The organism is uncultured Thiohalocapsa sp. (assembly GCF_913063425.1).
Classification (GTDB): domain Bacteria; phylum Pseudomonadota; class Gammaproteobacteria; order Chromatiales; family Chromatiaceae; genus Thiohalocapsa.
This window is the reverse complement of record NZ_CAJXYK010000013.1, coordinates 87,325-109,695: the sequence shown is the minus strand read 5'-3', so window position 1 is coordinate 109,695 and position 22,371 is coordinate 87,325. Positions and strand designations below refer to the sequence as shown.

22 protein-coding genes are annotated in these 22,371 nt (G+C 68.7%); 20 read left to right on the top strand and 2 right to left on the bottom strand.

Features of this window, described 5'->3' with window-relative positions; translation table 11 throughout:
* The 14 genes from QZ607_RS09695 (at position 1) to QZ607_RS09630 (ending at position 10,726) form a co-directional block, all read left to right on the top strand.
* Positions 1-1,926 (top strand): proton-conducting transporter membrane subunit, encoded by a 1,926-nt coding sequence (locus QZ607_RS09695; protein WP_295882238.1) that lies wholly within the window; start codon positions 1-3, stop codon positions 1,924-1,926.
* Between the two features lie 25 nt (positions 1,927-1,951).
* The gene (locus tag QZ607_RS09690; protein ID WP_295882236.1) at positions 1,952-2,188 is read left to right on the top strand and encodes a DUF4160 domain-containing protein; all 237 of its coding nucleotides are present in this window, start codon (positions 1,952-1,954) and stop codon (positions 2,186-2,188) included.
* Complete coding sequence (locus QZ607_RS09685; RefSeq protein ID WP_295882235.1) at positions 2,169-2,441, top strand: DUF2442 domain-containing protein; 273 nt, start codon at positions 2,169-2,171, stop codon at positions 2,439-2,441. The genes QZ607_RS09690 and QZ607_RS09685 overlap by 20 nt, the downstream gene beginning before the upstream one ends.
* A 147-nt stretch (positions 2,442-2,588) precedes the next feature.
* A complete protein-coding gene (locus QZ607_RS09680) occupies positions 2,589-2,825 on the top strand; it encodes a DUF4160 domain-containing protein (RefSeq protein WP_295882233.1) in 237 nt (78 codons plus the stop codon).
* On the top strand, positions 2,809-3,093 hold the full coding sequence (locus QZ607_RS09675) for a DUF2442 domain-containing protein (protein WP_295882231.1): 285 nt from the start codon (positions 2,809-2,811) through the stop codon (positions 3,091-3,093). Before QZ607_RS09680 ends, QZ607_RS09675 begins: the two co-directional genes overlap by 17 nt.
* Before the next feature lie 85 nt (positions 3,094-3,178).
* Positions 3,179-4,078 carry a respiratory chain complex I subunit 1 family protein gene (locus QZ607_RS09670; RefSeq protein WP_295882229.1) on the top strand — a complete coding sequence of 300 codons (900 nt, stop codon included), beginning with the start codon at positions 3,179-3,181 and terminating at the stop codon, positions 4,076-4,078.
* A gap of 40 nt (positions 4,079-4,118) precedes the next feature.
* The gene (locus QZ607_RS09665) at positions 4,119-4,325 is read left to right on the top strand and encodes a type II toxin-antitoxin system HicB family antitoxin (protein WP_295882227.1); all 207 of its coding nucleotides are present in this window, start codon (positions 4,119-4,121) and stop codon (positions 4,323-4,325) included.
* Positions 4,322-4,534, top strand: a complete 213-nt coding sequence (locus QZ607_RS09660; protein WP_295882226.1) for a type II toxin-antitoxin system HicA family toxin — start codon at positions 4,322-4,324, stop codon at positions 4,532-4,534. Before QZ607_RS09665 ends, QZ607_RS09660 begins: the two co-directional genes overlap by 4 nt.
* A gap of 43 nt (positions 4,535-4,577) precedes the next feature.
* Positions 4,578-5,345 carry an NADH-quinone oxidoreductase subunit B gene (locus QZ607_RS09655; protein ID WP_295882224.1) on the top strand — a complete coding sequence of 256 codons (768 nt, stop codon included), beginning with the start codon at positions 4,578-4,580 and terminating at the stop codon, positions 5,343-5,345.
* 92 nt (positions 5,346-5,437) lie between these two features.
* Positions 5,438-5,851 carry a GxxExxY protein gene (locus QZ607_RS09650; protein ID WP_295882222.1) on the top strand — a complete coding sequence of 138 codons (414 nt, stop codon included), beginning with the start codon at positions 5,438-5,440 and terminating at the stop codon, positions 5,849-5,851.
* A 624-nt stretch (positions 5,852-6,475) separates the two neighbouring features.
* On the top strand, positions 6,476-7,045 hold the full coding sequence (locus QZ607_RS09645) for an NADH-quinone oxidoreductase subunit C (RefSeq protein ID WP_295882220.1): 570 nt from the start codon (positions 6,476-6,478) through the stop codon (positions 7,043-7,045).
* Between the two features lie 197 nt (positions 7,046-7,242).
* The gene (locus QZ607_RS09640) at positions 7,243-8,385 is read left to right on the top strand and encodes an NADH-quinone oxidoreductase subunit D (protein ID WP_295882219.1); all 1,143 of its coding nucleotides are present in this window, start codon (positions 7,243-7,245) and stop codon (positions 8,383-8,385) included.
* On the top strand, positions 8,385-10,217 hold the full coding sequence (locus QZ607_RS09635) for an FAD-dependent oxidoreductase (protein ID WP_295882217.1): 1,833 nt from the start codon (positions 8,385-8,387) through the stop codon (positions 10,215-10,217). Before QZ607_RS09640 ends, QZ607_RS09635 begins: the two co-directional genes overlap by 1 nt.
* Positions 10,214-10,726 (top strand): ferritin family protein, encoded by a 513-nt coding sequence (locus QZ607_RS09630; RefSeq protein WP_295882215.1) that lies wholly within the window; start codon positions 10,214-10,216, stop codon positions 10,724-10,726. The genes QZ607_RS09635 and QZ607_RS09630 overlap by 4 nt, the downstream gene beginning before the upstream one ends.
* Positions 10,727-10,927: 201 nt before the next feature.
* On the opposite strand, the gene QZ607_RS09625 is transcribed toward QZ607_RS09630, so the two are convergent.
* Together QZ607_RS09625 and QZ607_RS09620 are read right to left on the bottom strand one after the other, a co-directional pair.
* On the bottom strand, positions 10,928-12,256 hold the full coding sequence (locus QZ607_RS09625; protein ID WP_295882214.1) for a porin: 1,329 nt from the start codon (positions 12,254-12,256) through the stop codon (positions 10,928-10,930).
* Between the two features lie 253 nt (positions 12,257-12,509).
* Positions 12,510-15,209: a bifunctional acetate--CoA ligase family protein/GNAT family N-acetyltransferase gene (locus QZ607_RS09620; RefSeq protein ID WP_295882212.1), complete on the bottom strand. Its 2,700-nt coding sequence runs from the start codon at positions 15,207-15,209 to the stop codon at positions 12,510-12,512.
* Between the two features lie 149 nt (positions 15,210-15,358).
* Here QZ607_RS09620 and QZ607_RS09615 point away from each other — a divergent pair, with 149 nt between their 5' ends.
* The 6 genes from QZ607_RS09615 (at position 15,359) to QZ607_RS09590 (ending at position 22,306) form a co-directional block, all read left to right on the top strand.
* Positions 15,359-16,897 carry an FAD-dependent oxidoreductase gene (locus QZ607_RS09615; protein WP_295882210.1) on the top strand — a complete coding sequence of 513 codons (1,539 nt, stop codon included), beginning with the start codon at positions 15,359-15,361 and terminating at the stop codon, positions 16,895-16,897.
* Complete coding sequence (locus QZ607_RS09610) at positions 16,894-17,373, top strand: hypothetical protein (protein ID WP_295882209.1); 480 nt, start codon at positions 16,894-16,896, stop codon at positions 17,371-17,373. The genes QZ607_RS09615 and QZ607_RS09610 overlap by 4 nt, the downstream gene beginning before the upstream one ends.
* A 32-nt stretch (positions 17,374-17,405) precedes the next feature.
* Positions 17,406-20,123, top strand: a complete 2,718-nt coding sequence (locus QZ607_RS09605) for a glycosyltransferase (RefSeq protein ID WP_367268175.1) — start codon at positions 17,406-17,408, stop codon at positions 20,121-20,123.
* Positions 20,124-20,179: 56 nt separating this feature from the next.
* Complete coding sequence (locus QZ607_RS09600; protein WP_295882207.1) at positions 20,180-20,446, top strand: acyl carrier protein; 267 nt, start codon at positions 20,180-20,182, stop codon at positions 20,444-20,446.
* A gap of 249 nt (positions 20,447-20,695) precedes the next feature.
* A complete protein-coding gene (locus tag QZ607_RS09595) occupies positions 20,696-20,995 on the top strand; it encodes a hypothetical protein (RefSeq protein ID WP_295882206.1) in 300 nt (99 codons plus the stop codon).
* 330 nt (positions 20,996-21,325) lie between these two features.
* Complete coding sequence (locus tag QZ607_RS09590; RefSeq protein ID WP_295882205.1) at positions 21,326-22,306, top strand: hypothetical protein; 981 nt, start codon at positions 21,326-21,328, stop codon at positions 22,304-22,306.
* The last annotated feature ends 65 nt before the right edge of the window (positions 22,307-22,371 follow it).

Sequence of the window (22,371 nt, the reverse complement as noted above, 5' to 3'; positions counted from 1 at the left end):
ATGCAGTTGCCCGCCCTGCCCCTTCCGGCCCTGCCCGCGCTCCCGTTGCCTGGCGCCCTGACGCCGCTGGACCTGCTCTTCGCAGCGGCCGCGGCGACGCTGCTGCTGGCCCTGCTGCTGGGGCGCTGGCGCATGGCCGGGCCGCTTATGGTGATGGGCTACGGCGTGCAGTTCTGGCTGCTGCTCGAAACCGGCACGCTGCGCGGCGAGCCCATGACGGCGGCGATGCGCTTCGAGATCCTGGGCCACGCCCTCGGCTGGCGCTACGACGCCCTGTCCTGGTTCTTCGCGATGATCACCATCGGCGCCGGCTTCGTGTCCGCCTGGTACGCGGGCGGCGGCTGGCAGGGGCTGTATCGCAGCCAGGGCCACGGCCCGCGGCTCTTCCACGTGGCGCTGGCGGCGAATGTGCTCTCGATGCTGCTGCTGGTGGGCAGCGGCGACTTCCTGTCGCTGTTCATCGGCTGGGAGCTGGTCAGCTGGGCGAGCTTCCTGCTGATGGCGGTGGCCGGCGGCATCGCGGCGCAGGCGGCGCTGCGCTATGTGACCTATGCCTTCGCCGGCGCCATGGCGGTGCTGGGTGCGCTGGTGCTGATCTACGGCGTCACCGGGTCCTTTTCGTATGCGGACTTCGCCGCCGCGGTGCCGACCATAACCAACGGTCAGCTCTGGGTGCTGGTGGCGCTGCTGGTGGGCGGCTTCGGCGTCAAGCTCGGGCTGATTCCGCTGCACCTGTGGCAGGCGCCGGCCTATGCCGAGACGCCGGGTCCGGGCTCGGCCTTCCTCGGCGCCATCTCCGCGCGCATGGGGCTCTATGCCATCGTCGTCGTCTTCGTGGCCCTGGTGGGTATCGGGCGACTGGTGCAGATGGAGATCCCCTACACCTTCATCAGCGCCCGGGAGCTGCTCTGCTGGATCGCGGCGCTGACCATCATCTTCCCGACCTACACGGCGCTGCAGCAGCACGACGCCCGTTACCTGCTGGCCTGGCACGGCATCGGCCAGGGCGGCTACATGCTGCTCGGGCTCTTGGTGGGCACCGCCAACGGCTCCGCCGGCGGGCTGCTGCACGTGTTCAACTACGCCATCACCCAGGCGGCGCTGCTGATGGCGGTGTTCGCAGTGATGTACCGCACCGGCACCGCGGACCTGAACAAGCTGGGCGGGCTCTTCACCCGCATGCCCATCACCTTCGTCGTGCTGCTGATCGGCATCATCAGCCTTGCCGGGCTGCCGCCCATGGCGGGCTTCGTGTCCAAGTGGCTGGTTTACCGCTCGCTCATCGCAGCGGAGATGCCGTTTTTGTTCGTGGCGTCGGTCATCGGCACGCTCGGCACCATCCTGTCGGTCTACAAGCTGATCCACAACATCTTCCTGGGCCAGCTGCGCCTTGAGCACGAGCAGGTGCGCGAGGCGCCCGTCAGCCTGCTCGCGCCCATGCTGGGGCTGTCCACGGTGATCTTCCTGGCCGGCGTCTTCCCGGGACCGGCGCTCTCCTGGGTGGCCGAGGTGCAGCGGGCGCTGGGTCTGGAAGTCATCAGTTACACCCTGGGCGGCGTCGAGAGCCCGCAGGGCAGCATCGACATGGTCTGGCTGGTGGGGGTGCTCTTCGCCGGCTTCGGCGTCGGCGCACTGGTGTTCTACGGCTTCGGCGGCAAGTCGAAGCGGGTGCACCAGCTGGACAACTACGCCGGCGGGCATTTTCTGACCGCCGACGTGCGCTATCACTACAGCGACAACTTCTACGCCGGCCTGATGCACCTCATCGGCGGGCTCTACAAGGGCGGCTTCCGCTGGCTGGAGGGGACGGTCACGTCCACCGTGGACATGCTGTCGTTCTCCACCGTGGGGGTGTATCGGTATGTGCAGCCGACCTTGTTCTTGCTGGCGGCGGCAGCGGTGATGCTGGCTTGGGTGGTGTTGTAAGCTCGACGCAGCGGATGACCTGGTCGTGCCCACTGTCCTGCGCATCAGAGGGTTTCGGTTCCATTTCTACTCGGATGAGGGCAACGAGCCCCCGCACATCCACGTGCGCTGCGGGGACGGCGAATGCAAATTCTGGCTGGACCCGATCAGCCTGGCGCGCAATCGCGGTATCCCGCCGAAGCTGCTCCGTGAGATAGAGAGTCTGGTCTACGAAAGGCAAGTCTTCCTGAGAGAGAAATACCATGAGCATCTCCGCGACTGACGGCGAACCCTGCGCCATCACTGCCTGGGCGGAGCGACGCATGATCTATGTCGAGCTTACGGATGGCAGGGTCATCGGCTTCCCGGCGGACCGCTTCCGGATACTCCACGGGGCGTCCGACGAAGCGCTCAAGCAGGTGCAGGTCGAAGTATCAGGGCACGCCCTGCGCTGGGAAGCACTGGACGAAGACCTGACCGTGGCCGGCATTGTTGCAGGTCGGTTTCAGCTGCCGTTGCCGGATGCGGCGACATGAATGCGCGGGGGCGTTTTGCTGGTTCCAGGGCTTCGATCATCCCGTCGGCCACCACCTTGTTCGCGGTGGCGGCGGCGGTGGTGATGCTGGCCTGGGTGGTGTTGTAAGCGGGCGAGCCAGGCCGGTGCCGATCGCGATACCAGTACGATGCCGACCGTTCACGTCGTTCAGGGTCCGCACCGGTTTTTCTTCTACAGTTTCGACTGCAACGAGCCACCGCATGTCCATGTCCAGCGCGAGCGCAGACTCTGCAAATTCTGGCTGGAGCCGGTCAGCCTGGCCAGGAACGCTGGCTTCACGGCAAAAGAGCTGAACGCGCTGCGAAGGACCATCCTGGATAACCTGGCTGGCATTCAAGAGGCATGGCATGAGCACTGCGGCTGACCATACAGAAGCGCGCCTCCGACAACTGCATGTCACCGACGACGAAATCATCGCCGAGCTCACCGACGGCCGGACGATCAGCGTGCCCCTGGCCTGGTCGTGGCGACTGTCCGATGCCACGCCCGAGGCACGTCAGAACTTCCAGATCCTCGGCGACGGACAGGGTGCGCACTGGCCGGATGTCGATGAAGACATCAGCGTCGCAGGCATGCTGAGCGGTATGCCGGCCCCGCGGCCGCAGAAGTCACCGGCGAAAGACGCGGCCTGAAGCCGCCGCCTCAGACTGCTCCTGGGGCTCGACGGCCTCCAGGCGACCATCAACCAGGCACGAATCGCCTCACGAGACCACGTCGATGCACTGGCAACACCTCCTGATCGAGCTCACGCTGATGCCGCTGATCGCCTTCATCGTCGGCATGGCCATGGTGCTGATGATGCGCAGGATCGGCGCGAAGCTGCAGCGCCGGGTCGGGCCGCCCTTCTTCCAGCCGCTGTACGACATCGTCAAGCTGCACAGCAAGCAGACGCAGGTGTCGCACGGGCTGATCCACGAGATCGGCATCGTCATGGCCATCGGCGGTTTCGTAGCCGCGGAGACCCTGCTGCCGGTGCCGGGCATGAACGGCATCGCCGAAAAGGGCGGGCTCATCGCGCTCCTGTACATCACCATGATCCCGTCGCTGGGGCTCGCGCTCGGCGTCGGCCAGTGCGCGAACCCGAACGGGTCCATCGGCATCTCCCGCGCCCTGACGGCGATGCTGGCCTACGACATCCCCTTCGTCATCGTCGCCTTCGGCGTGGCCTTCATCTATGGCTCCACCAACCTGGTGGAGATGATCGCCATGCAGCAGGCGGGCGGCATCGCCACCTGGGGCATCGTGCAGAATCCGCTGCTCGCCATCGCCGGACTCATCGCCATGCAGGGCATGCTCGGCAAGCAGCCCTTCGAGATCTACGTGGCCCCGGCGGAGATCGCCACCGGACCGATGGTGGAGATGGGCGGCAAGTTCCTGGGCGGGCTGTTCGTGATGCAATGCTTCCAGCTCTACACCGCCGGCGTCCTCTACACGACGCTGTTCCTGGGCGGCGGCGAGAACTGGCTGACCTTCCTGATCAAGGTCTTCGCGGTGGTGGCGATTCCGATGTCCATCGCCTACCTGTTCCCGCGCTACCGCACCGAGGACGTGGTTCGGCTGCTCTGGACCTGGCCTACCATGATCGGGCTGCTGGGTCTGGCGTTTCTGATGACCTGAACGACCTGACGGAGCAAAACCCCTGCACACCGGAGGCGACATGCTCTTCACAGTCGAAACCGAGCGCGAGGACGATGGTCGCTGGATCGCCGAGATCGAAGCCATTCCCGGGGCGCTTTGCTATGGAGCCAGTCATGAAGAAGCCGTTGCGAAAGTCGAGGCGCTGGCACTCAGGGTCTTGGCGGATCGGATCGAGCACGGCGAGCAGCCCGTAGAACCGATTACGATCACTTTTGCGGCGGCATGAGTCGCTGGCCCTCCACAAAGGCCAAACGTGTGTTGGCGGCGCTAGTCAAGATTGGATGGGGCATCAAGCGACAGAGCAGCTCGCACCGGATACTGGAGCGCGATGGTTATCCAGACGTCGTATTCGCGTTCCACGACCGTGATGAGATCGGACCCAGAATGTTGGCACGCATTGCGAAGCAGACCGGGCTCACACCAGAAGACCTATGATCGGCGAGCACCGCTGGCCGGGGCATCCTTCACGAGGCTGAATATGACCAAGGCACACCAAACCGATCAGAAGCAGCTCGCCCGCGCGGGCGACCCGCTGCCGGTGAAGGCCGGTAAGCGCACCAACCCGCTCGCCCATGTCTTCGACGAGCTCATCGCCTTCGCGCAGTCACGCTCGCTGTTCATGCTGCACTACTGCACCGGCTGTGGGGCGGTGGAGCTGCCGCCGGCGATGACCTCGCGCTTCGACATGGAGCGGCTCGGCATCCAGCCCATGGTGACGCCGCGGCAGGCGGACATCCTGCTGGTGACGGGCTATGTCTCGGTGAAGACCTTAAAGCGCGTCATCCTGACCTATGAGCAGATGCCCTCCCCCAAGTACGTCATCGGCATCTGCTCCTGCACCGTCAACGGCGGCATGTACTGGCAGAGCTATGCGACCGCCAAGAAGCTGAACGACTATCTGCCGGTGGACATGTACATCGCCGGCTGCATGCCGCGACCGGAGGCGGTCATCGCCGGCTTGCGCGAGCTGATCGAGAACATCAAGAACGGCGAGGGCAACGCCTGGCAGGACTATTACCGCCGTTACGATTATTACCTCGGCAACCAGCAGCGGCTGTTCGGCGAGACCTGGCAGACACCCACCGACATCATCAGTGAGGCGGAGCACTACGGCCAGCTCGGCCCGGAAACGCGCGGCGAGCACACGGCGCTGCTGGAGCAGCACCAGAAGCCGCTGGAGGCGCTGGACATCAAGCTTTCCATCGCCGAGCTGGAGCAGCAGCGTAACTGGCGCTCGACTGGGTAGGAAGGCGCCGAGGAAAGACGCGAAGGCGAGGACGCGGGGAGAAGAGGCTCGCGCGAAGACGCGAAGAAGACGGCGCGCGGATGCGGAGCGGTATGGACGTAGAGGAAGTCTCTTCCATTGTGGTGGATACGGCGTTTCGGCTGCATCGGGATCTTGGGCCGGGCTTGCTGGAATCGGTTTACGAGGCCGTGCTGGCCCGGATGCTGGAGAAGCGTGGCTTGCGGGTCGAGCGTCAGAAGCGGGTTGCGTTCGACTTTGACGACATGCACTTCGATGAAGGGCTCCGCATCGATCTGCTCGTCGCCGACTGTCTGGTGATCGAGGTCAAATCAGTGGAGAAGTTACTGCCGCTACACATGAAGCAACTGCTCACCTATTTGCGCCTGATGGATCTGCGCGTCGGCTTGGTGATCAACTTCGGCGCAGCGACCTTCAGGGAAGGCGTACGGCGCGTCGTCAACAATCATCATGAACTTACAGCTTCAACTCTCCGCGTGAATCAATGACAAGGACCCACGCCATGAACCTCTCTACATCAGGCCTTGGTCATAACTCCGACCATCTCGCGAGAATGGACCCGGGACGCAGAGCGTCCGCCCTTGCTCCCACGCGGGAGCGTGGGAGCCAGCGCCGGCCCTGTGGCCGGACCTCCGCTCGACGCCCTGCGTCAAATCCAGACCCCTCGCGTTTACGCGTGCCCTCTTCTATTCGCGTCTTCGCGTGCCCTCTTCAGACCCGCGCCTTCCCCTTCGCGCCTTCGCATCTTCGCGTGCCACCTCTTCAGTCGCGTCTTCCCCTTCGCGTCCTCGGGTCTTCGCGTGCCCCCTCTTCAATTCGCGTCTTCCCCTTCGCGTCTTCGCGACTTCGCGTGCCACCTCTTCAATTCGCGTCTTCACCTCAGCGTCTTCGCGTGCCACCTCTTCAATTCGCGCCTTCACCTCAGCGTCTTCGCGTGCCACCTCTTCAATTCGCGTCTTCGCGTCTTCGCATGCCACCTCTTCATTCGCGCCTTCCCTGCGCGTCTTCGCGTGCCCCTCTTTCCAGCGTCTTCGCGTGACATCGCACCCAACGTCTTCGCGTGACAAGCTTCCAACCACCTTCGCGTGAGCCAACCCAACACAGGCCGACCCATGACCAAAGGCAAAGAGCTCTCCACCTGGCTCGACAAAGTGCTGTCGGAGCTGGAAGGCATCGAGTTCCGGCGCAAGTCGAGCCGCCGGCTGCGCGTTGACGTGGCGGCGGATGCCCTGCCAGCGCTCCTGGAGCTGCTGCGCGGACGGGCATCGTACGTGCACCTGTCCGCCATCAGCTGCGTGGACTGGCCCGACGACGGCGCCTTCGAGCTGGTCTACCACGTCTGGTCCTACGAGCTGCAGTCGCTGGTGTCGGCCCACACGCGCATTCCGCGGGAGCCCGGCGTCTACATCTCGGTCTACGACATCTACACCCCGGCCGCCTTCTTCGAGCGGGACATCCACGAGATGTTCGGTGTCTACTTCGAGGGCAGCCCGGATATGAGCAAGTTCATCCTCACCGAATGGGACGGCCCGCCGCCCATGCGCAAAGACTTCGACTCCGAGGCCTGGGTCAACGATCACTTCGACTGGCAGGACTACAACCCCGAGTGGCTGAAGGAGATCGTCGCCCAGGGCGGCGGCATCGCGATCCGCCCCGACGAGCAGCGCTTCAGCCGGAAATGAGAACCTGGTGGCAAGTGGCCGGGCAAAACCCCGCACCATGAGCCGATGGCTACTCCCTTCTCCTGGGCCCATCGCCTGGATACGGTTCAAAAAGACCTCAAACACTTGTGTCGCCAAAGCCGACGCCGTCGACGACTGGTTTTTGAATCTTCTCCCAGCTCCTACCAATTCATTCAAGCCCCAGCCCCTGATCCGCCATGAGACCCGAAAACTACGAGACCCAGCGTCAGCCGCCGAGCCACGAGTACGAGCTGAACATCGGCCCGAACCACCCCGGCATCGAGGGCAACTACGCCTTCAAGCTGCGGCTGCACGGCGACGAGGTCATCGAGGGCCGCGCCGATGCCGGCTACCTGCACCGGGGCTTCGAGAAGCTGATGGAAGGCCGGCTGTGGATCCAGAACCTGGCCATCACGCCGCGCATCTGCGTGCCGGACCCGGTGCCCATGGAGATCAGCTACTGCCTCGCCGTGGAGGACCTGTGCGGTCTTGAGGTCCCGGAGCGCGCCAAGTGGCTGCGGGTGCTGCAGGCGGAGCTCTCGCGCCTCGCCGCGCATCTGTTCACCTTCGGCGGCCATGCGGCCACCACGGGCATGTACACGCCCATGTTCTGGGGCATGGCGGACCGCGACCTGATCCTGGACCTGTTCGAGGAGCTCTGCGGCGGGCGCGTCTACCACATCTACAACATCCCCGGCGGCGTGCGCCGGGACATGCCGCCGGGCTTCATCGAGCGGGTGTCCAACACCATCGACTACCTGGAGTCCCGGCTGCCGGACTACGACAACCTGATGTTCCGCAACCGGGTGTTCGTCAAGCGCGCCCGCGGCGTCGGCGTCATCAGCCAGCAGCACGCGCTGGACTGGGCCGTCACCGGGCCAAACCTGCGCGCCACGGGGCTCGCCTTCGACGTGCGCCGGGACGACCCCTACCTGGTCTACGACCAACTCGACTTCGACATCGTCACCGAGGACGCCGGCGACGCCTGGGCGCGCGCCCTGGTGCGGCGCAAGGAGCTGTTCGAGAGCATCAAGATCATCCGCCAGGTGCTGGCGAAGCTGCCGGAGATCGAAGGCCCCATCCGCTGCCCCATCCCGAACCCGCTTGCCTGGAACGTGCCCGCGGGCTCGACTTACGTGCGTATGGAGTCCTCCAAAGGCGAGCTCGCCTGGTACGTGGTCTCCAACGGCGGCGAGAAGCCCTACCGCACCCACGTGCGCGGCCCCTCGCAGATGCACGCGGTGCAGGTGCTGGAGAAGCTCTCCGTCGGCTGCCGCATCGAGGACGTCGCGCAGATCATGTTTTCCCTGGACGCCTGCCCCCCGGAGGTGGACCGCTGATGAGCCGTATCGACCCGAACGACAAGGGCAGCATCCTCGCGCCCCTCAAGAACCTGCAGTTCTTCGGCCGCAAGGCGGTCACCGAATCCCTGGACCCGCGCCCGGCCTCCGCCAACTACCGCGGCTTCCACCTCAATGACTGGGAGGCCTGCATCGGCTGCAGCACCTGCCAGAAGGTCTGCGACAACGCCGCCATCACCATGGCGGAGGTGCCCGGCCTGCCGGAGGACCCAGAGAAGGGCGTCCGCAACCTGCGCCCGGCCATCGACTACGGCCGCTGCTGCTGGTGCGCGCTCTGCGTCGACCTCTGCCCCACCGGGTCCATCTCGCTGTCGCGCGAGTACGTGCACACCTGCACCGACCCCGAGCTCGACAGCTACTTCGTGCTGCCGGACAGCAGCGGCATCCACGGCGTCGCCTACGACAAGGGCTGGGCCAAGCACGCCGAGAGCGACATGGTGGCGCTGGAGCGCACCGACATGCCGGAGCTGGCCCCCGAGGCGCGCATCGGCAATTTCGACGAGATCGTCGACGGCTACGACCGCAACCAGGGCATCATCGAGGCGTCGCGCTGCGTGCAGTGCGGCATGTGCCACGACGCCTGCCCGACGCACATGAACGCGCCGGAGTACATCCGCGCCATCTGGCAGGACGACATCGAAGAGGCCGTGCGCCAGATCTACCGCACCAACCCCTTCGCGCACACCTGCGGGCGGGTCTGCACGCACCGCTGCGAAACCGCCTGCTCCGTCGGCCACCGCGGCGAGCCCATCGCCATCCGCTGGCTCAAGCGCTTCGCCATGGACCAGCTGAGCCACGAACGGGTCAAGCAGATCGCCGCCGAGGGCAGGCAGTCCTCTCCCAGCGGCCAGCGCATCGCCATCATCGGCGCCGGCCCCGCCGGGCTCACGGCGGCCTACGACCTTGCCATGCAGGGCCATGCGGTAAAGGTCTTCGAGGCCATGGGCGCCGCCGGCGGCATGACCCGCTACGGTATCCCCTACTACCGGTTGCCGGCGGACAAGCTGGACAACGACGTGGACGTGATCACCTCCCTCGGCGTCGAGATCCAGTACGACACCCGCGTCGGCACCGACGTGACCATGGAGCAGCTGCGCGATGATTACGACGCGGTGCTCATCGCCGTGGGCCTGTGGATGGGCCGCTCCACCCGGGTCAGGGGAGCGGATGCCGAGGGTGTGCACCGCGCCGTGGAGCTGCTGCGCAAGGTCGCCGACGGCGAGTCCATCCCGGTGCCGAAGCGCGCCGTCATCATCGGCGGCGGCAACGTGGCCATGGACATCGCCCGCACCCTGGCCCGGCTGCAGAAGCGCAAGCACGGCCAGGTGGCCATCACCCTCACCGCCCTGGAGGACATCGACCACTTCCTCGCCGACCCCGACGAGATCAGGGAGGCGCGCGAGGAAGGCGTGGAGATCCTGGACGCCCGCGGGCCGCAGGAGGTCATGCTCGACGGACAAGGCCGCGCCACCGGCCTGCGCACGCTGAAGGTGCTGTCCATCTTCGACGGGCAGGGCCGCTTCGCCCCCAAGTTCGACGACGCCGACGAGCTGGTCCACGATGGCGACATGGTGGTGGAGGCCATCGGCCAGGCCGCCGACGTGAATCTGCTGGGCGAGGCCCTCACCGAGGAACTGGAGTGGCAGCGCGGGCGTCTCAGGGTCGACGAGCAGCTGCGCACCTCCGCGGACTGGCTCTGGGCCGCCGGCGACATGGTGCGGGGCCCGGACGTTGTCTCTGCCGTCGCCGACGGCCACAGGGCCGCCGCCAGCATCCACGATCACCTGATGATTTCGGAGCAAGCCGCATGAGCAGCATGCAGGAAGGCGAATCCGCCAGCTACGCCAAGATCAAATCCATGACCACGCTGAAGGACGTGCTCGCCGTGGCCACGTCCTTCGAGGAGAGCGCCCGGGACTTCTACACGGACCTGATTCCCAAGGTCAGCAAGCGCTTCCGCTGGCTGGTGGAGGAGCTGGCGCAGGAGGAGCAGGGCCACTATGACCTCTTCACCAGCCTCGCCGCCCGCGACGACGTCGAAGACGCGATCCAGGCGGAGATCGAGCGCCCGGTCACCGACGGCAAGTTCGCTGACGCCGTGATGACTCCGGACCTGGGCGAGCAGCCCGACGACCAGGCCGTGCTCCAGTACGCCATGGGCCGCGAGCACCTGGCCATGACCCACTACCGCTCCCTTGCCGACAGCACCGCCCCCGGCCCCATCAAGGAGCTGTTCGAATACCTCGCCAACGAGGAGGCCAAGCACAAGGAAGAGCTGGAGAAGCTCTACTACGAAACTGTCCACGCCGGCGGCGTGTGACGCACCTGGCGGCCGTGACCGGCCCGCGGGAACAGACGCCGGCCGGGGGACGCAAGCCAGAGCCGCGTCTGGGCCGCCCTGGAGACTGGTACGGCTGCGGCCAGCGCTCCTGCACCGCCGGCGGACCGCAGTCCGCCCGCCCCAGCGTGCCGACCGGAGTCGGCGTATCCGGCACGGCCGCGCGACCGCAGCAGCTGCGCACTAGAACCTTGCCCAGACCCGGGCCGCGAAGACGTTGTCCACGTCGTCCAGAATCACATTGGGCATTGCGGCGCCGGGCAGTCCCGGGGCCTTGAAGTCGCGGAACTGATAGTCGATGAGTACGCGCACGTGCTTGTTGAAGCGGTAGGTGGTGCCCAGGGTCAGGGTCTCGAAGCGGCGCTCGGTGATGTCGCTGTCCGTGCCGCGGTTCAGCCGGTCCCAGCGCGCGCGCAGCTCCCACTTGTCGAATAGGGTGTAGCCCGCGTCCAGGTACCAGCCGTCGGCCTCGTTCTCCGGCAGCACGTTGTAGGAGGCCACGCGCATGCCGTTGTTGCTGATCGCGCCCGGGACCGCCACGGCATCGGTGCCGTTGAAGATCATGCCATCACCCTTGATCCACTCGGCGGCGGCGCGCCAGGGGCCGCGGCGAAAGGTGGTACCCAGACCCCAGCGGGTGCGATCGAAGGTCTGCTTGGTCTGCTCCGGGCCGGCGCGCAGCTCACGCTCGCCGGTTTGATACCAGCCCGTCAGCTTGAGCCCATCCCGGAACGGCCCCTTGCCGCCGAAGACCCACTCCGAGCTCCAGTACAGCCACCAGTCCGGTGTGCCGCTGCCGGTGCCGTTGTAGATGGCGAGACCGGAGCCGGTCCCTGCCATGACCGCATAGGTGTGCTCCCAGTCACCAGTCTTGAAGGCGTCGAACAGCTGTATTCCGGTGTCGCGCCAGCCGCTCACGGGGCCTGTCAGGTCGTTCGCATCGTCCGGAGGCAGCCCGTCGCTGTCGAGCGGGCGCTCGTTGACGAGCTGTGCATTGACGGCGGTGGGGCTGATGTAATCGCGCAACACCGTCGGCTGCATGCCCTCCTCCGAGCCGGGATACTTGAACTGCCCGATGCGGATGCGTGCATACGGAATCAGGCTCGCGGTCGCACTCACGTCGGTGAACTTGACGTTCGGGGTGCCGTTCTGGGAGATCGGGTTGTCTCCGGCGAGGGGCGACACCCAATAGTTGAGCTTGCCGTCGAGCAGACGCCCGCGCAGGCCCAGGCGCACGAACGAAAACTGCAGCGTCGAATCGGTATCCAGGTTGGGCGGAATCTGATTCAGCACCATTGGCTGCCCTTCCCAGGGGCCGGCGGGCAGGTCCGTGCCCTGTGTCTGCTGGTAGTCGACGCCGATGAAGCCGAACGGGCGATAGGCGGGGGCGGACGGTGGCTCCGTGCCCAGCAGCATGACCCAGTTCGCCGCATGGACCTGATGACATGCGAGTACGGCGACGGTGGCGAGGAGCACGCGGCCGGGGCGTCGGCGTGTTCTGCTGCTGGACATGGAAACCCCCTTTGTGTTGTTTCAGCGCGACAGATGTGTAGACGCCACCACATTACCTTAATACACGCACGGGAAGGATCGGGGGTTCAGCGAAAGGGGCAGACACCGCCACCCCTGCGCCGTCACTCGGGTATCGGCCCAGCCGCCCAATGGTTTTCCCGTATCGGCACCACCGATGGTGCCCAGTGGCGCCTGCTGCACGACGGGTATCCGTCGCCGCCATCGCCCTATCGCGATCCGGCGCCCTCGCCGCCTAAGCGCCGGACAGCGGAAGCCGCACCTTGACGATGACGGGGTCCTCCGGGTCGCGGTGGGTGCTGAAGCCGAACAGCCGGCAGAGCTTGAGCATGGTGGTATTGTCCCGCAGCACATCGCCGGTGAGCTCGCCGATGCCGCGGGCGCGGGCGTAGTCGATGATGCGGCGCATCAGCAGCACGCCGAGGCCCATGCCGGCCATGTCGTGGCGCACCAGCACGGCGTATTCGGCGCTGGCCCGGTCCGGGGTGGCGGAGAGGTTGGCGACGGCGTAGATGGGCGTACGGCCGGGGCTGCCGGGCTCGGTCAGCACCAGGGCCATTTCCCGGTCGTAGTCGAGCTGGGTGAAGCGGGCGGCGGCCACATGGTCCAGGGTGCGGGTGGGTGCGAAGAACCGCAGCCGCGCCTCCGCCGGCGTGAGGCCGGCGACGGCGGCCTGGAGCGCGGGCTCGTCCTCCGGCCGGATGGGCCGCAACAGCAGGCGGCGGCCGTCGCCCAAGTTGATGGTCTCCTCCAGCGCCTTGGGGTAGGGGCGGATCGCGAGGCGCTCGCCGGGATCGGCAGTGCGGGCGCTCAAGTCCACGCGAATCCGGGCGTCGAGCGCCAGCACACCGTCGGCGTCCGTCAGCAGCGGATTGATATCCAGCTCCAGCACCTCGGCGAAGTCGCACACCAATTGCGAGACCCGCATGAGCACCAGGGCCACGGCGTCCAGGGCCGCGGCGGGCTCGCCGCCGGCGCCTGAGAGCACCCGATGGATGCGCGTGCGCGCCATGAGCTCCTGCGCCAGGCGCAGGTTGAGCGGCGGCAGACCGATGGCCTTGTCGTCGATGGCCTCGACGGCGCTGCCACCGTGGCCCACCAGCAGCACCGGACCGAACTGGGCGTCCGCGGCGACGCCGACGATGAGCTCACGGGCGCCGCGGCCGCGCACCATGGGCTGGACGCTGAAGCCGATGATTTCGGCCTGCGGCCGGCTCGCGGCGAGGCGCTTCGCCATCAGCGCCGCCGCCTGCCCCACCTCCGCGGCGGTGGTCAGGTCCAGCGCCACGGCGCCGGCGGCGCGCTTGTGCAGTACGTCCGGCGAGAGCAGCTTCACCACCCAGGGCCCGGTGCCCATGTCGGCTGCGAGCGCCGCGGCGGCTGCCGGCGTCCCGGCCTGCCGCGTGGGCACCGTCGGGATGCCGTAGGCGGTGAGCACCTGCTTGGACTCCACCTCGGTGAGCCAGCCACCCCGGCGGGCCAGCGCGTCCGCGTCGAGGCCGTCCAGCAGCGCCCGCACCCCGGCCGCATCCGTGGCGAAGTCCTCGGGCGGTGACGGCGGCGTTTCCATCAGCAGGCGCTGGCGCTCGCGATGCCGCACCAGGTACATGAAGGCGCGCACCGCCTGCTCCGGGGTGTCGTAGGTCGGAATCCCCTGCCGCGCGAAGGTCTCCCGGGCGCCGGCCACCGCCGCCTCGCCCACCCAGCTGGTGAGCAGCTGAGGTCCCTTGGGCGCTGCCAGGACCGCCGCAGCCGCAGCGTCGGGCGAGACGACGGCGGTCGGACAGTGCAGCACCAGGAGCCCGTCCACGTCGGGCACCCTGCAGAGCGCGGCCAACGCCGCGGCATAACGGGCGCCGTCGGCATCGCCGATGATGTCCACCGGGTTGGCGCGGGACCAGGTGGCCGGGAGCACGGCGTTCAGCGCGCTGATGGTCGCCTCGGGCAGCGCCGCGAGGCGACCGCCCTGGTGGATCAGCTCGTCGGTGGCGAGCACGGCGATGCCGCCGCCGTTGCTCAGGATCAGCAGCCGGTCCCCGCGCGGCGGCTTGGCGAGCGCCAGGACCTCCGCCGCATCGAACAGCTCCGTCAGCCCCCGCACCCGCAGCACGCCGGCGCGGCGGAAGGCGGCATCGTAGACCGCATCCGAGCCTGCCAGCGCACCCGTGTGCGAGGCCACCGCCCGCGCACCCTCCGGGTGTCGGCCGGCCTTGACCACGATGACGGGCTTCATGCGCGCCGCCGCCCGCGCCGCGGACAAAAAGCGCCGTGCGTCGCGGATGGCCTCGATGTAGAGGAGGATGCCGCGGGTGCCCGGGTCGGAGGCCAGGTGGTCCAGCACGTCGCCGAAGCCCAGGTCCGCCATGTCGCCGAGGGACACCAGGTGCGAGAAGCCGATGCCGCGGGGTGCGGCCCAGTCGATGACCGCCGTCAGGATGGCGCCCGACTGGGCGACGAAGGCGAGGCGCCCCGCCGCCGGCATCAGGTGCGCAAAGCTGGCGTTGAGACCACTGCCCGGCACGATGACCCCGACGCAGTTGGGCCCCACCAGGCGCAGCCCATGCTTGGCAGCGGCGGCCTGCACCGCCTGCTGCAGCTCGGCGCCGCCATCGGCGCATTCGCCGAAGCCCGCCGAGATCACCACCGCCGCCCGGGCGCCGCGGGCACCCAGGGCGTCGACGACCTCCGGCACGGCGGCCGGCGGCGTGCAGACGACGCCGAGGTCCGGCGCCTCCGGCAGGCGCGCGACGTCCGGAAAACAGGGCTCGCCACCGAGCCGGCGGTGGTGCGGGTTCACCGGCAGGATGCGCCCAGTGAACCCCGCGCTCGTCAGATTGCGCAGCAGCGTCGCACCAATGGAGCCGGGCCGCTCGCCGGCGCCGACGACGGCGACGGTCCGCGGATGAAAGAGTGCATCGAGCTGCCTGGCGGCCATCCCCAGACTATAGCCGGGAATAGCCGGTCCTCCATGCGGCGTTGTAAGCTTCTGCATCGACTGACCACAACAGCCGACGGGGGCCACCGAGACGGCGGCCGCACCCGAGCCCCCCTCGCCCCCACCACGCCATAAGAGCACCCACGCCCTTGCTCATCGATGCCCGAGAACTGGATGACGGCAGCCGCATCGATGCCGACCTCGCCATCATCGGCGCCGGCCCCGCCGGCATCAGCATCGCCCGCGCCATGGCCGCGCCGGGCACCCAGGTCTGCCTGCTGGAGTCCGGCGGTCTGGATTCGGCTGCCGAGATTCAGGCCCTCTACCAGGGCGAGAGCACGGGCATCGACTATCCGCTGGCGGCCACCCGGCTGCGTCGATTCGGCGGCAGCTCCGGGCACTGGGGCGGCTATTGCCGGCCGCTGGACCCCATCGATTTCGAGGCGCGGGACTGGGTGCCGCTGAGCGGCTGGCCCTTCGGCCGCGAGGCGCTGGACCCCTACTGGGAGGCCGCGAGCCGGGCCGTGGAGAACGCGCCGGCCCGCTACGAGGACCTGGACTACTGGGCCGCCAACACCGGCGAGCCCCTGGTGCACTGGCGCTGCGGGCGCATCCAGACGCGCTTGTTCCAGTTCAGCCCGCCGACGCGCTTCGGCGAGCACTACCGCGGCGAGCTGGAGCAGGCCCGGGACATCCATGTGCTGCTGCATGCCAATGTCACCCGCATCGCCGCCCTGCCCTCGGCGGCGGCGGTGGACCATCTCGACATACAGACGCTCACCGGCCGCCGCCACCGGGTGCATGCCAGACGCTATGTGCTGGCCGCCGGCGGCATCGAGAACGCCCGGCTGCTGCTCCTCTCGGACGACATCGCGCCGGCGGGCCTCGGCAACCAGCACGACATGGTGGGACGCTGCTTCATGGAGCATCCGCACCTGGGCGGCTTCGCGGACGTGGTCATTACCGACCTGCAGCGCCTGCCGCGCATCTACCGCGAGCAGGTGATGGTGGACGGCCGCGCCGCGCGCGTCTCCTATGTCCCGGACCCGGATTATCTGCGGCGCACGCGGCGGCTCAACATTTCCTTCACCATGTCACCCATCGGCGACCTGCACGATGACGCGGCAACGCGCACCGACCCGGCGCTGAGCAGGCAGCTCGACATGCTCGCGGCCGCCCGGCCCTTCCTCGCCGACCAAGCCCCCACGTCGCGGCCGGATGCGTCGGCCGGCGCCGGCGTGCGCATGGGCATCGGCTGCTCCTGCGAGCAGGTGCCCAATCCCGACTCCCGGGTCACGCTTTCCGGCGACACCGATGCGCTCGGCCTGCGCCGCACCCGGCTCGACTGGCGGCTCACGGAGCAGGACCGTCGGAGTCTGGTGGGCAATATCGAGGCCCTGGGTGCGGCGCTGGCCGCCGCCGGCATCGGACGCATGCGCCCGAAGCTCGCGGACGACGGCATCTGGGAGCAACGGGTCGCCGGCGGCTCGCACCACATGGGCACCACCCGCATGAGCGACGACCCCAAGCGCGGCGTCGTCGACCGCAACTGCCGGGTGCACGGCACCGACAATCTCTACATCGCCGGCTCCTCGGTATTCCCCACCGGGGGCTCCGCCAACCCGACCCTGAACCTGCTGGCGCTGGCTTACCGATTGGTGGATCACTTGCAGGGGCAGCCCGCATGAGTATCACCCTGAGCGGAGCAAGCACCGGCCCATCCAGCCTCGACCGGCGCCGGTTCATCGCGGCGGCACTGGCCTTCACCGCCGGCGCGCTCGGATGGCGCGGCGCCGGCGCCGATGCGGCTGCCACCGACATCGCCACCGATGCGCGTGCCGATGCCGGCGCGGCAGCGCTGCTCGGACCCGTGAGCGCACCGGCCGCCGCGGCCCGCATCGGCAGCGCCTACCTCGCAGCCCAGCCGCAGGCGGCGAGCCCTGACCAGCTGGTGCGCGAGCTGAGCCGGGCCCTGCTGGCAGCCACGGGCTCGGTGCCGAGCACAACCGAGGCGATGCTCACCGCCCTCACCAGGCTGATCGCGGCGGAATACTGCACCGGCCCGCTGGTCCGCGCCGACGGCTGGCTGCTGGCGCCGAGCGAGGCCAGGCTCTATGCCCTCGCCGCACTCGCCCGCGCTGTCGAGACCACCCCGAATCGCTGACCGGTGCAGGAGGCCGCGCCATGAGCCGGACCATGAGCATCGCGATCCCGCTGTTCATCGCGGCGCTGACCATCGCCCTCTGGGCGATGATGAATCAGCCCGCGGCGGAGCCGCCGTGGCCCACGCGCATCCAGGGCTACTCCTTCTCGCCGATGCGCGCCGACGATGATCCCACCCGGCGCGTCTACCCGTCCGTCGCCGAGGTGGACGAGGACCTGGTGCTGCTCCAGGGCGAGGCCCATGCCATCCGCACCTACACCCTGGAGGGCCCCATGCGCGAGGTGCCGCGGCTCGCCGCCGGGCATGGGCTCAATGTCTCCGTGGGGGCCTGGATCGACGCCAACCCGGAAACCAATGCGGCGCAGCTCGAGCTGTTGGACGCGCTGCTGCGCGAGGGCCACCGTAACATCGTGCGGGTCTTCGTCGGCAACGAGGTGATCCTGCGCGGGGAGCTGAGCGTCAAGGCCCTGGGCGCCCAACTCGAGCGCATCCGCCGCATCACCGACATCCCGGTGGGCACCGCCGAGCCCTGGCATATCTGGCTCAAGCACCCGGAGCTGGTGCGGCACGTGGACTTCATCGCCGTGCACCTGCTGCCCTACTGGGAGGGCGTCCCCATCGACCAGGCGGTCGACTATGCCTTCGCGCGGCTGCGGGAGGTGCAGCAGGCGTTCCCGGGCAAGCCCGTGATCGTGGGCGAGGTGGGCTGGCCCAGCAACGGTCGCCGCAACGAGGGGGCAGAGCCCTCGGTGGTCAACGAGACCCGGTTTCTGCGCCGCTTCCTGGCGCGGGCGGACCACGAGGGACTGGTCTACTACGTGATGGAGGCCTTCGACCAGCCCTGGAAGCGGCGCATCGAGGGTCCCGTCGGTGCCTATTGGGGCGTCTACGATGTGGACCGGAAGCCCAAGTTCGCGCTCACCCAGCCCGTGGTACGCATTCCCAACTGGCACGAGCTGGCGGCGCTGTCCGTGGGCACGGCCGTGCTGCTGCTGCTGTTCCTCTACCGTGACAGCGCAGCCCTGTCGTCCTCCGGCAAAGGATTCCTGGCGCTGGTGACCTACGCCATCTCCACCGCAGCGGTGCTGCTGGTGTACGACTACACGCGCCAGTACATGACGCCGCTCACCACGATCGTCGGTGTGCTGCTGCTTATCGGCGGCGCCGGCGTGCTGGTGCTGCTGTCGGCCGAGGCCCACGAATGGGCCGAATCGCTGTGGCTCAAGCGCTGGCGGCGCGCCTTTCCGCGGCGTCAGGTGCCGGATGCCTGGCTGCCCATGGTGTCGGTGCACGTACCCGCCTACAACGAGCCGCCGGCGCTGCTGATCGAGACCCTGGACGCCCTGGCCGCGCTGGACTATCCGCGTTTCGAGGTCCTGGTCATCGACAACAACACCAAGGACCCCGCCGTCTGGGAGCCGGTGCGAGCGCACTGCGAGCGTCTCGACCGTGAGTACGCGCAGCACGCGGCGGATGGCCGGCAGCGGCGCTTTCGCTTTTTCCACATCGACCCCTTACCGGGCTTCAAGGCCGGCGCGCTCAACTTCGCCCTGCGTGAGACCGACCCCGGCGCGACCATCCTCGCGGTGATCGACGCGGACTATCTGGTGCAGCCGCGCTGGCTGCGGGACCTGGTGCCCGCCTTCTTCGAGGATGACGTGGCCATCGTGCAGGCGCCGCAGGACTACCGCGACGGCCACGAGAACGCCTTCAAGGCCATGTGCCTGGCGGAGTATCGCGGCTTCTTCCACATCGGCATGGTCACCCGCAACGAGCGCAACGCCATCATCCAGCACGGCACCATGACCATGATCCGCCGTGCACCGCTGGATGCCGTGGGTGGCTGGGCGGAATGGTGCATCACCGAGGACGCGGAGCTTGGCCTGCGCCTGTTCGAGCGCGGCCACAAGGCGCTCTACGTGCCCGCCACCTACGGCCGCGGGCTGATGCCGGACACCTTCGCGGATTTCAAGAAGCAGCGCTTCCGCTGGGCCTATGGCGCCGTGCGCATCCTCATCGCCCATCGCCGCGAGCTGCTGGGCATCAAGCGCACCCAGCTCACCGCGGGGCAGCGCTGGCATTTCCTGGCCGGCTGGCTGCCCTGGCTCGCGGACGGTTTCAACCTGCTGTTCAACTTCGCGGCCCTGGCCTGGACCATTGCGATGGTGCTGGACCCGCACCGGGTGACGCCGCCCTACATGAGCATCGCCCTCATCCCGCTGGTGCTGTTCGGCTTCAAGATGATGAAGAGCTTCGTGCTCTACCGCAGGCGCGTGGACGCGAGCTTCCGCCAGAGCCTGGCGGCGGGGCTCGCCGGGCTCGGCCTGTCGCATACCATCGCCCGGGCGACGGCGGCGGGGCTGGTGTCCGGCAGGCTCGCGTTCTTCCGCACGCCCAAGCTCGCGCACGCACCGGCCCTGATACGGGCGCTCGCGGATGCGCGGGAGGAGCTGCTGCTGCTCATCGCCTTCTGGCTCGGCGCCTTCGCCGTGCTGCAGCGCGACGACGCCGGGATGCTCGACGTGCGCATCTGGGCGGCGGTGCTGCTGGTGCAGTCGGTACCTTATCTGGCGTCGCTGCTGATCTCGCTGCTCAGTGCCCTGCCCAAGCTTCCGGCCGGGCTCATCGGCTCGCTGACGGAGATGCGCGAGCCGCCCGCGGCGAGGGCTGCGGCGCAGACCGGGGTCACGCCCGCGGGCGCCCGCAGCGCCGCAGCGCCGGGCGCGGCGCCCCGCCTCCACGATGGCTGAGCCCGGCTGCGCATGCCATCATGCGCCGTCGATCAGGCCCTGACCTCCACGCTGACATGGCAACCATCGGCGACGACCCCCTGCGGGAGACGGTGCTGGATGCGCTCACCGGCATCGCCCCGGACATCGACCCGGCCGCGCTCGACCCGGACATCAACTTCCGCGACCAGGCGGAGCTGGATTCCGTGGACTATCTCAACTTCGTGCTGGCATTGGAGCGCGCGCTCGGCGTACACATCCCGGAGCAGGACTACCCCAGGCTGTCCTGCCTGCGCGGCTGCCTCGCTTATCTGCCGACGCTGACGAGCACGCCGCAGGACTGACGCCGGCGCGTTGGACCCGCGCCGCAGTCAGCCGCGGCTGGCCGCCGCCGCGCCTACCGCAGGCCCCGCAGCGTCCCGACCGGGCCGCCCGTGACCACCCCGGCCTGCGGGCGCCCCACCCGACAAAAACAACACAGAACTTGCGTAAAGTCATTGCGTCATGCTGCAATCCAGAGACGTGGCTGCGTCGGCAGTCGCGGCACGACAAAGAACGACCGTACCACCACCCCCGCAGAGGATGATTCCGACATGGGCCACGCCTCCACCAACGCCTCCCATGACCCCATCGGCGAGCGCCTCCACCGCCTGCGCGCCAGCCTTGCGCAGTTGGACCTCGAAGCCACCGGTGTCCGCCTCGTCGCCGCAGCCGTAGTCATCGGCTTCGCCTCGCTGCTGCTGCTGGAGCCCGCCGCGCATCGCAACACGGACACCACCACCGAGCGCGTCGCCCGCATCGCCCCCGTGGGCGCGGTGCGCGTGGCGGCCTCGGCACCGGCTCAGCGCCCGGCCCCCGCAGCCGCCGCCGGCGCAGCGCAGAACGATTCCTGATCCGGGGCGCTCGCCGCCCTGCGCAGCTTTGCCGGCGTTCCGGTCGGCGCGCACCGACAGCCCCAGGATGCCGCGGTCGGGGCGCAGGGCTGCGGTCGTCATTGTCCGCCGAGCCGCGCTCAGCTGACCCCGGCGGCCTAATGTCCGCACGCCGATGTCCGCACGCCGATGCCCACGCGCCGATGCCAAAATCCGGGCGCCCGCACCGTCACAACGGCACCCAGGGCCGAGCGGCTTGCCCGGGTTCTGCTGGACCCGGGCCGGGTCTGCGCACAGCGCGCGACGGCGGTGCTGCATCGGCGGCGGGCGCCTGCCATCGAGCCATTCATCATGCCAAGCAAGCACCCGTGGCGCCTCGCCGCCACGCACCCCGCAGGTGCACGCGCCGCCGCCGTCGGCTGCGCGCTCGCTTGCCTTTTGGCGCTCGCCAGCGGCAATGCACCCGCCGAGTGGGCGCCCGACCCGCGCGGCGCCCGCTCCGCGGCCGGACCAGACGGCCTGCGCGCGCTGGTGCGCTACGACGAGGATTGCAAGCCCGAGCTCCTGGTGGGCCGGCTCGCCCGCCAGCGCACCCTGCGCGTACCCTGGGGAGAGGTCCGGGCCGCGGTGGACGGCAACCTCATCGCCCTTGGCGAGCAGTCACCAGGGCAGCGGGTGCGCCTGACGGAGCACGCGGTGGCGGCGCTCAAGGCCGGCGACCGTGCAAGCATCAGCGTCGGCGACCGGCAGCTCGAGGTCCAGCTGACGGGCTCGCGCAACGCCATCGCGGCAGTGGGCCTGCACTGCCAGGCGGAGACTGAAGCCGCGGGCCGGCGCGGTCCGCACTGGACCATCATCAGCGGCGACATCGGCACCGGCTGGGCAGAAGCCGTGATGGACCTCGTGCGCGCCGTCGGCGCCACCGGGCTCGTCATCGACGCCAACGGTGCCGACCTCGCCGAGGCGGAGAAGCTCGGCCGCTGGATCCGCCACCGGGGCCTCGACACCGCGGTCACCGGCGACTGCGCCCTGGCCTGCATCCAGGCCTTCGCCGGCGGCATGCTCCGCTTCATCGCGCCGCAGGCCCGCCTCGGCCTGCAACGCCTGCCGCGCATGGGCGGCGACGGCGGCACCCGCGGCGCCGTGGTCCGGCAGACGGGCTACCTGCTCGGCCTCGGCATCCCGCAGGCACAGACCATCGCCGAGCGCGCGGCGGCCGCCCCACCGGGGCGCATCGACTGGCTCGATGCGAGCGAGGCCCTGGCGCTCGGCCTTGCAACGGAGCTGGGGACGCCCGGCGGCCTCGCCGGCACGCTGGCGGCGCCGCGCTGACGGGCGCGCCTTCGCGCGCCCGCTGCTTGACACACTGTGGTGAGCGCGACGCGCACGGGTATTTC

Bases quoted from the DNA above. Each gene is read 5' to 3' on its own strand.
- QZ607_RS09635 (WP_295882217.1), top strand. From the start codon at position 8,385: ATGAGCCGTATCGACCCGAACGACAAGGGCAGCATCCTCGCGCCCCTC.
- QZ607_RS09695 (WP_295882238.1), top strand. From the start codon at position 1: ATGCAGTTGCCCGCCCTGCCCCTTCCGGCCCTGCCCGCGCTCCCGTTG.
- QZ607_RS09625 (WP_295882214.1), bottom strand. From the start codon at position 12,256: ATGTCCAGCAGCAGAACACGCCGACGCCCCGGCCGCGTGCTCCTCGCC.
- QZ607_RS09645 (WP_295882220.1), top strand. From the start codon at position 6,476: ATGACCAAAGGCAAAGAGCTCTCCACCTGGCTCGACAAAGTGCTGTCG.
- QZ607_RS09670 (WP_295882229.1), top strand. From the start codon at position 3,179: ATGCACTGGCAACACCTCCTGATCGAGCTCACGCTGATGCCGCTGATC.
- QZ607_RS09620 (WP_295882212.1), bottom strand. From the start codon at position 15,209: ATGGCCGCCAGGCAGCTCGATGCACTCTTTCATCCGCGGACCGTCGCC.
- QZ607_RS09610 (WP_295882209.1), top strand. From the start codon at position 16,894: ATGAGTATCACCCTGAGCGGAGCAAGCACCGGCCCATCCAGCCTCGAC.
- QZ607_RS09605 (WP_367268175.1), top strand. From the start codon at position 17,406: ATGAGCATCGCGATCCCGCTGTTCATCGCGGCGCTGACCATCGCCCTC.
- QZ607_RS09640 (WP_295882219.1), top strand. From the start codon at position 7,243: ATGAGACCCGAAAACTACGAGACCCAGCGTCAGCCGCCGAGCCACGAG.
- QZ607_RS09630 (WP_295882215.1), top strand. From the start codon at position 10,214: ATGAGCAGCATGCAGGAAGGCGAATCCGCCAGCTACGCCAAGATCAAA.
- QZ607_RS09600 (WP_295882207.1), top strand. From the start codon at position 20,180: ATGGCAACCATCGGCGACGACCCCCTGCGGGAGACGGTGCTGGATGCG.
- QZ607_RS09650 (WP_295882222.1), top strand. From the start codon at position 5,438: ATGGACGTAGAGGAAGTCTCTTCCATTGTGGTGGATACGGCGTTTCGG.
- QZ607_RS09655 (WP_295882224.1), top strand. From the start codon at position 4,578: ATGACCAAGGCACACCAAACCGATCAGAAGCAGCTCGCCCGCGCGGGC.
- QZ607_RS09660 (WP_295882226.1), top strand. From the start codon at position 4,322: ATGAGTCGCTGGCCCTCCACAAAGGCCAAACGTGTGTTGGCGGCGCTA.
- QZ607_RS09680 (WP_295882233.1), top strand. From the start codon at position 2,589: ATGCCGACCGTTCACGTCGTTCAGGGTCCGCACCGGTTTTTCTTCTAC.
- QZ607_RS09685 (WP_295882235.1), top strand. From the start codon at position 2,169: ATGAGCATCTCCGCGACTGACGGCGAACCCTGCGCCATCACTGCCTGG.
- QZ607_RS09590 (WP_295882205.1), top strand. From the start codon at position 21,326: ATGCCAAGCAAGCACCCGTGGCGCCTCGCCGCCACGCACCCCGCAGGT.
- QZ607_RS09675 (WP_295882231.1), top strand. From the start codon at position 2,809: ATGAGCACTGCGGCTGACCATACAGAAGCGCGCCTCCGACAACTGCAT.
- QZ607_RS09665 (WP_295882227.1), top strand. From the start codon at position 4,119: ATGCTCTTCACAGTCGAAACCGAGCGCGAGGACGATGGTCGCTGGATC.
- QZ607_RS09595 (WP_295882206.1), top strand. From the start codon at position 20,696: ATGGGCCACGCCTCCACCAACGCCTCCCATGACCCCATCGGCGAGCGC.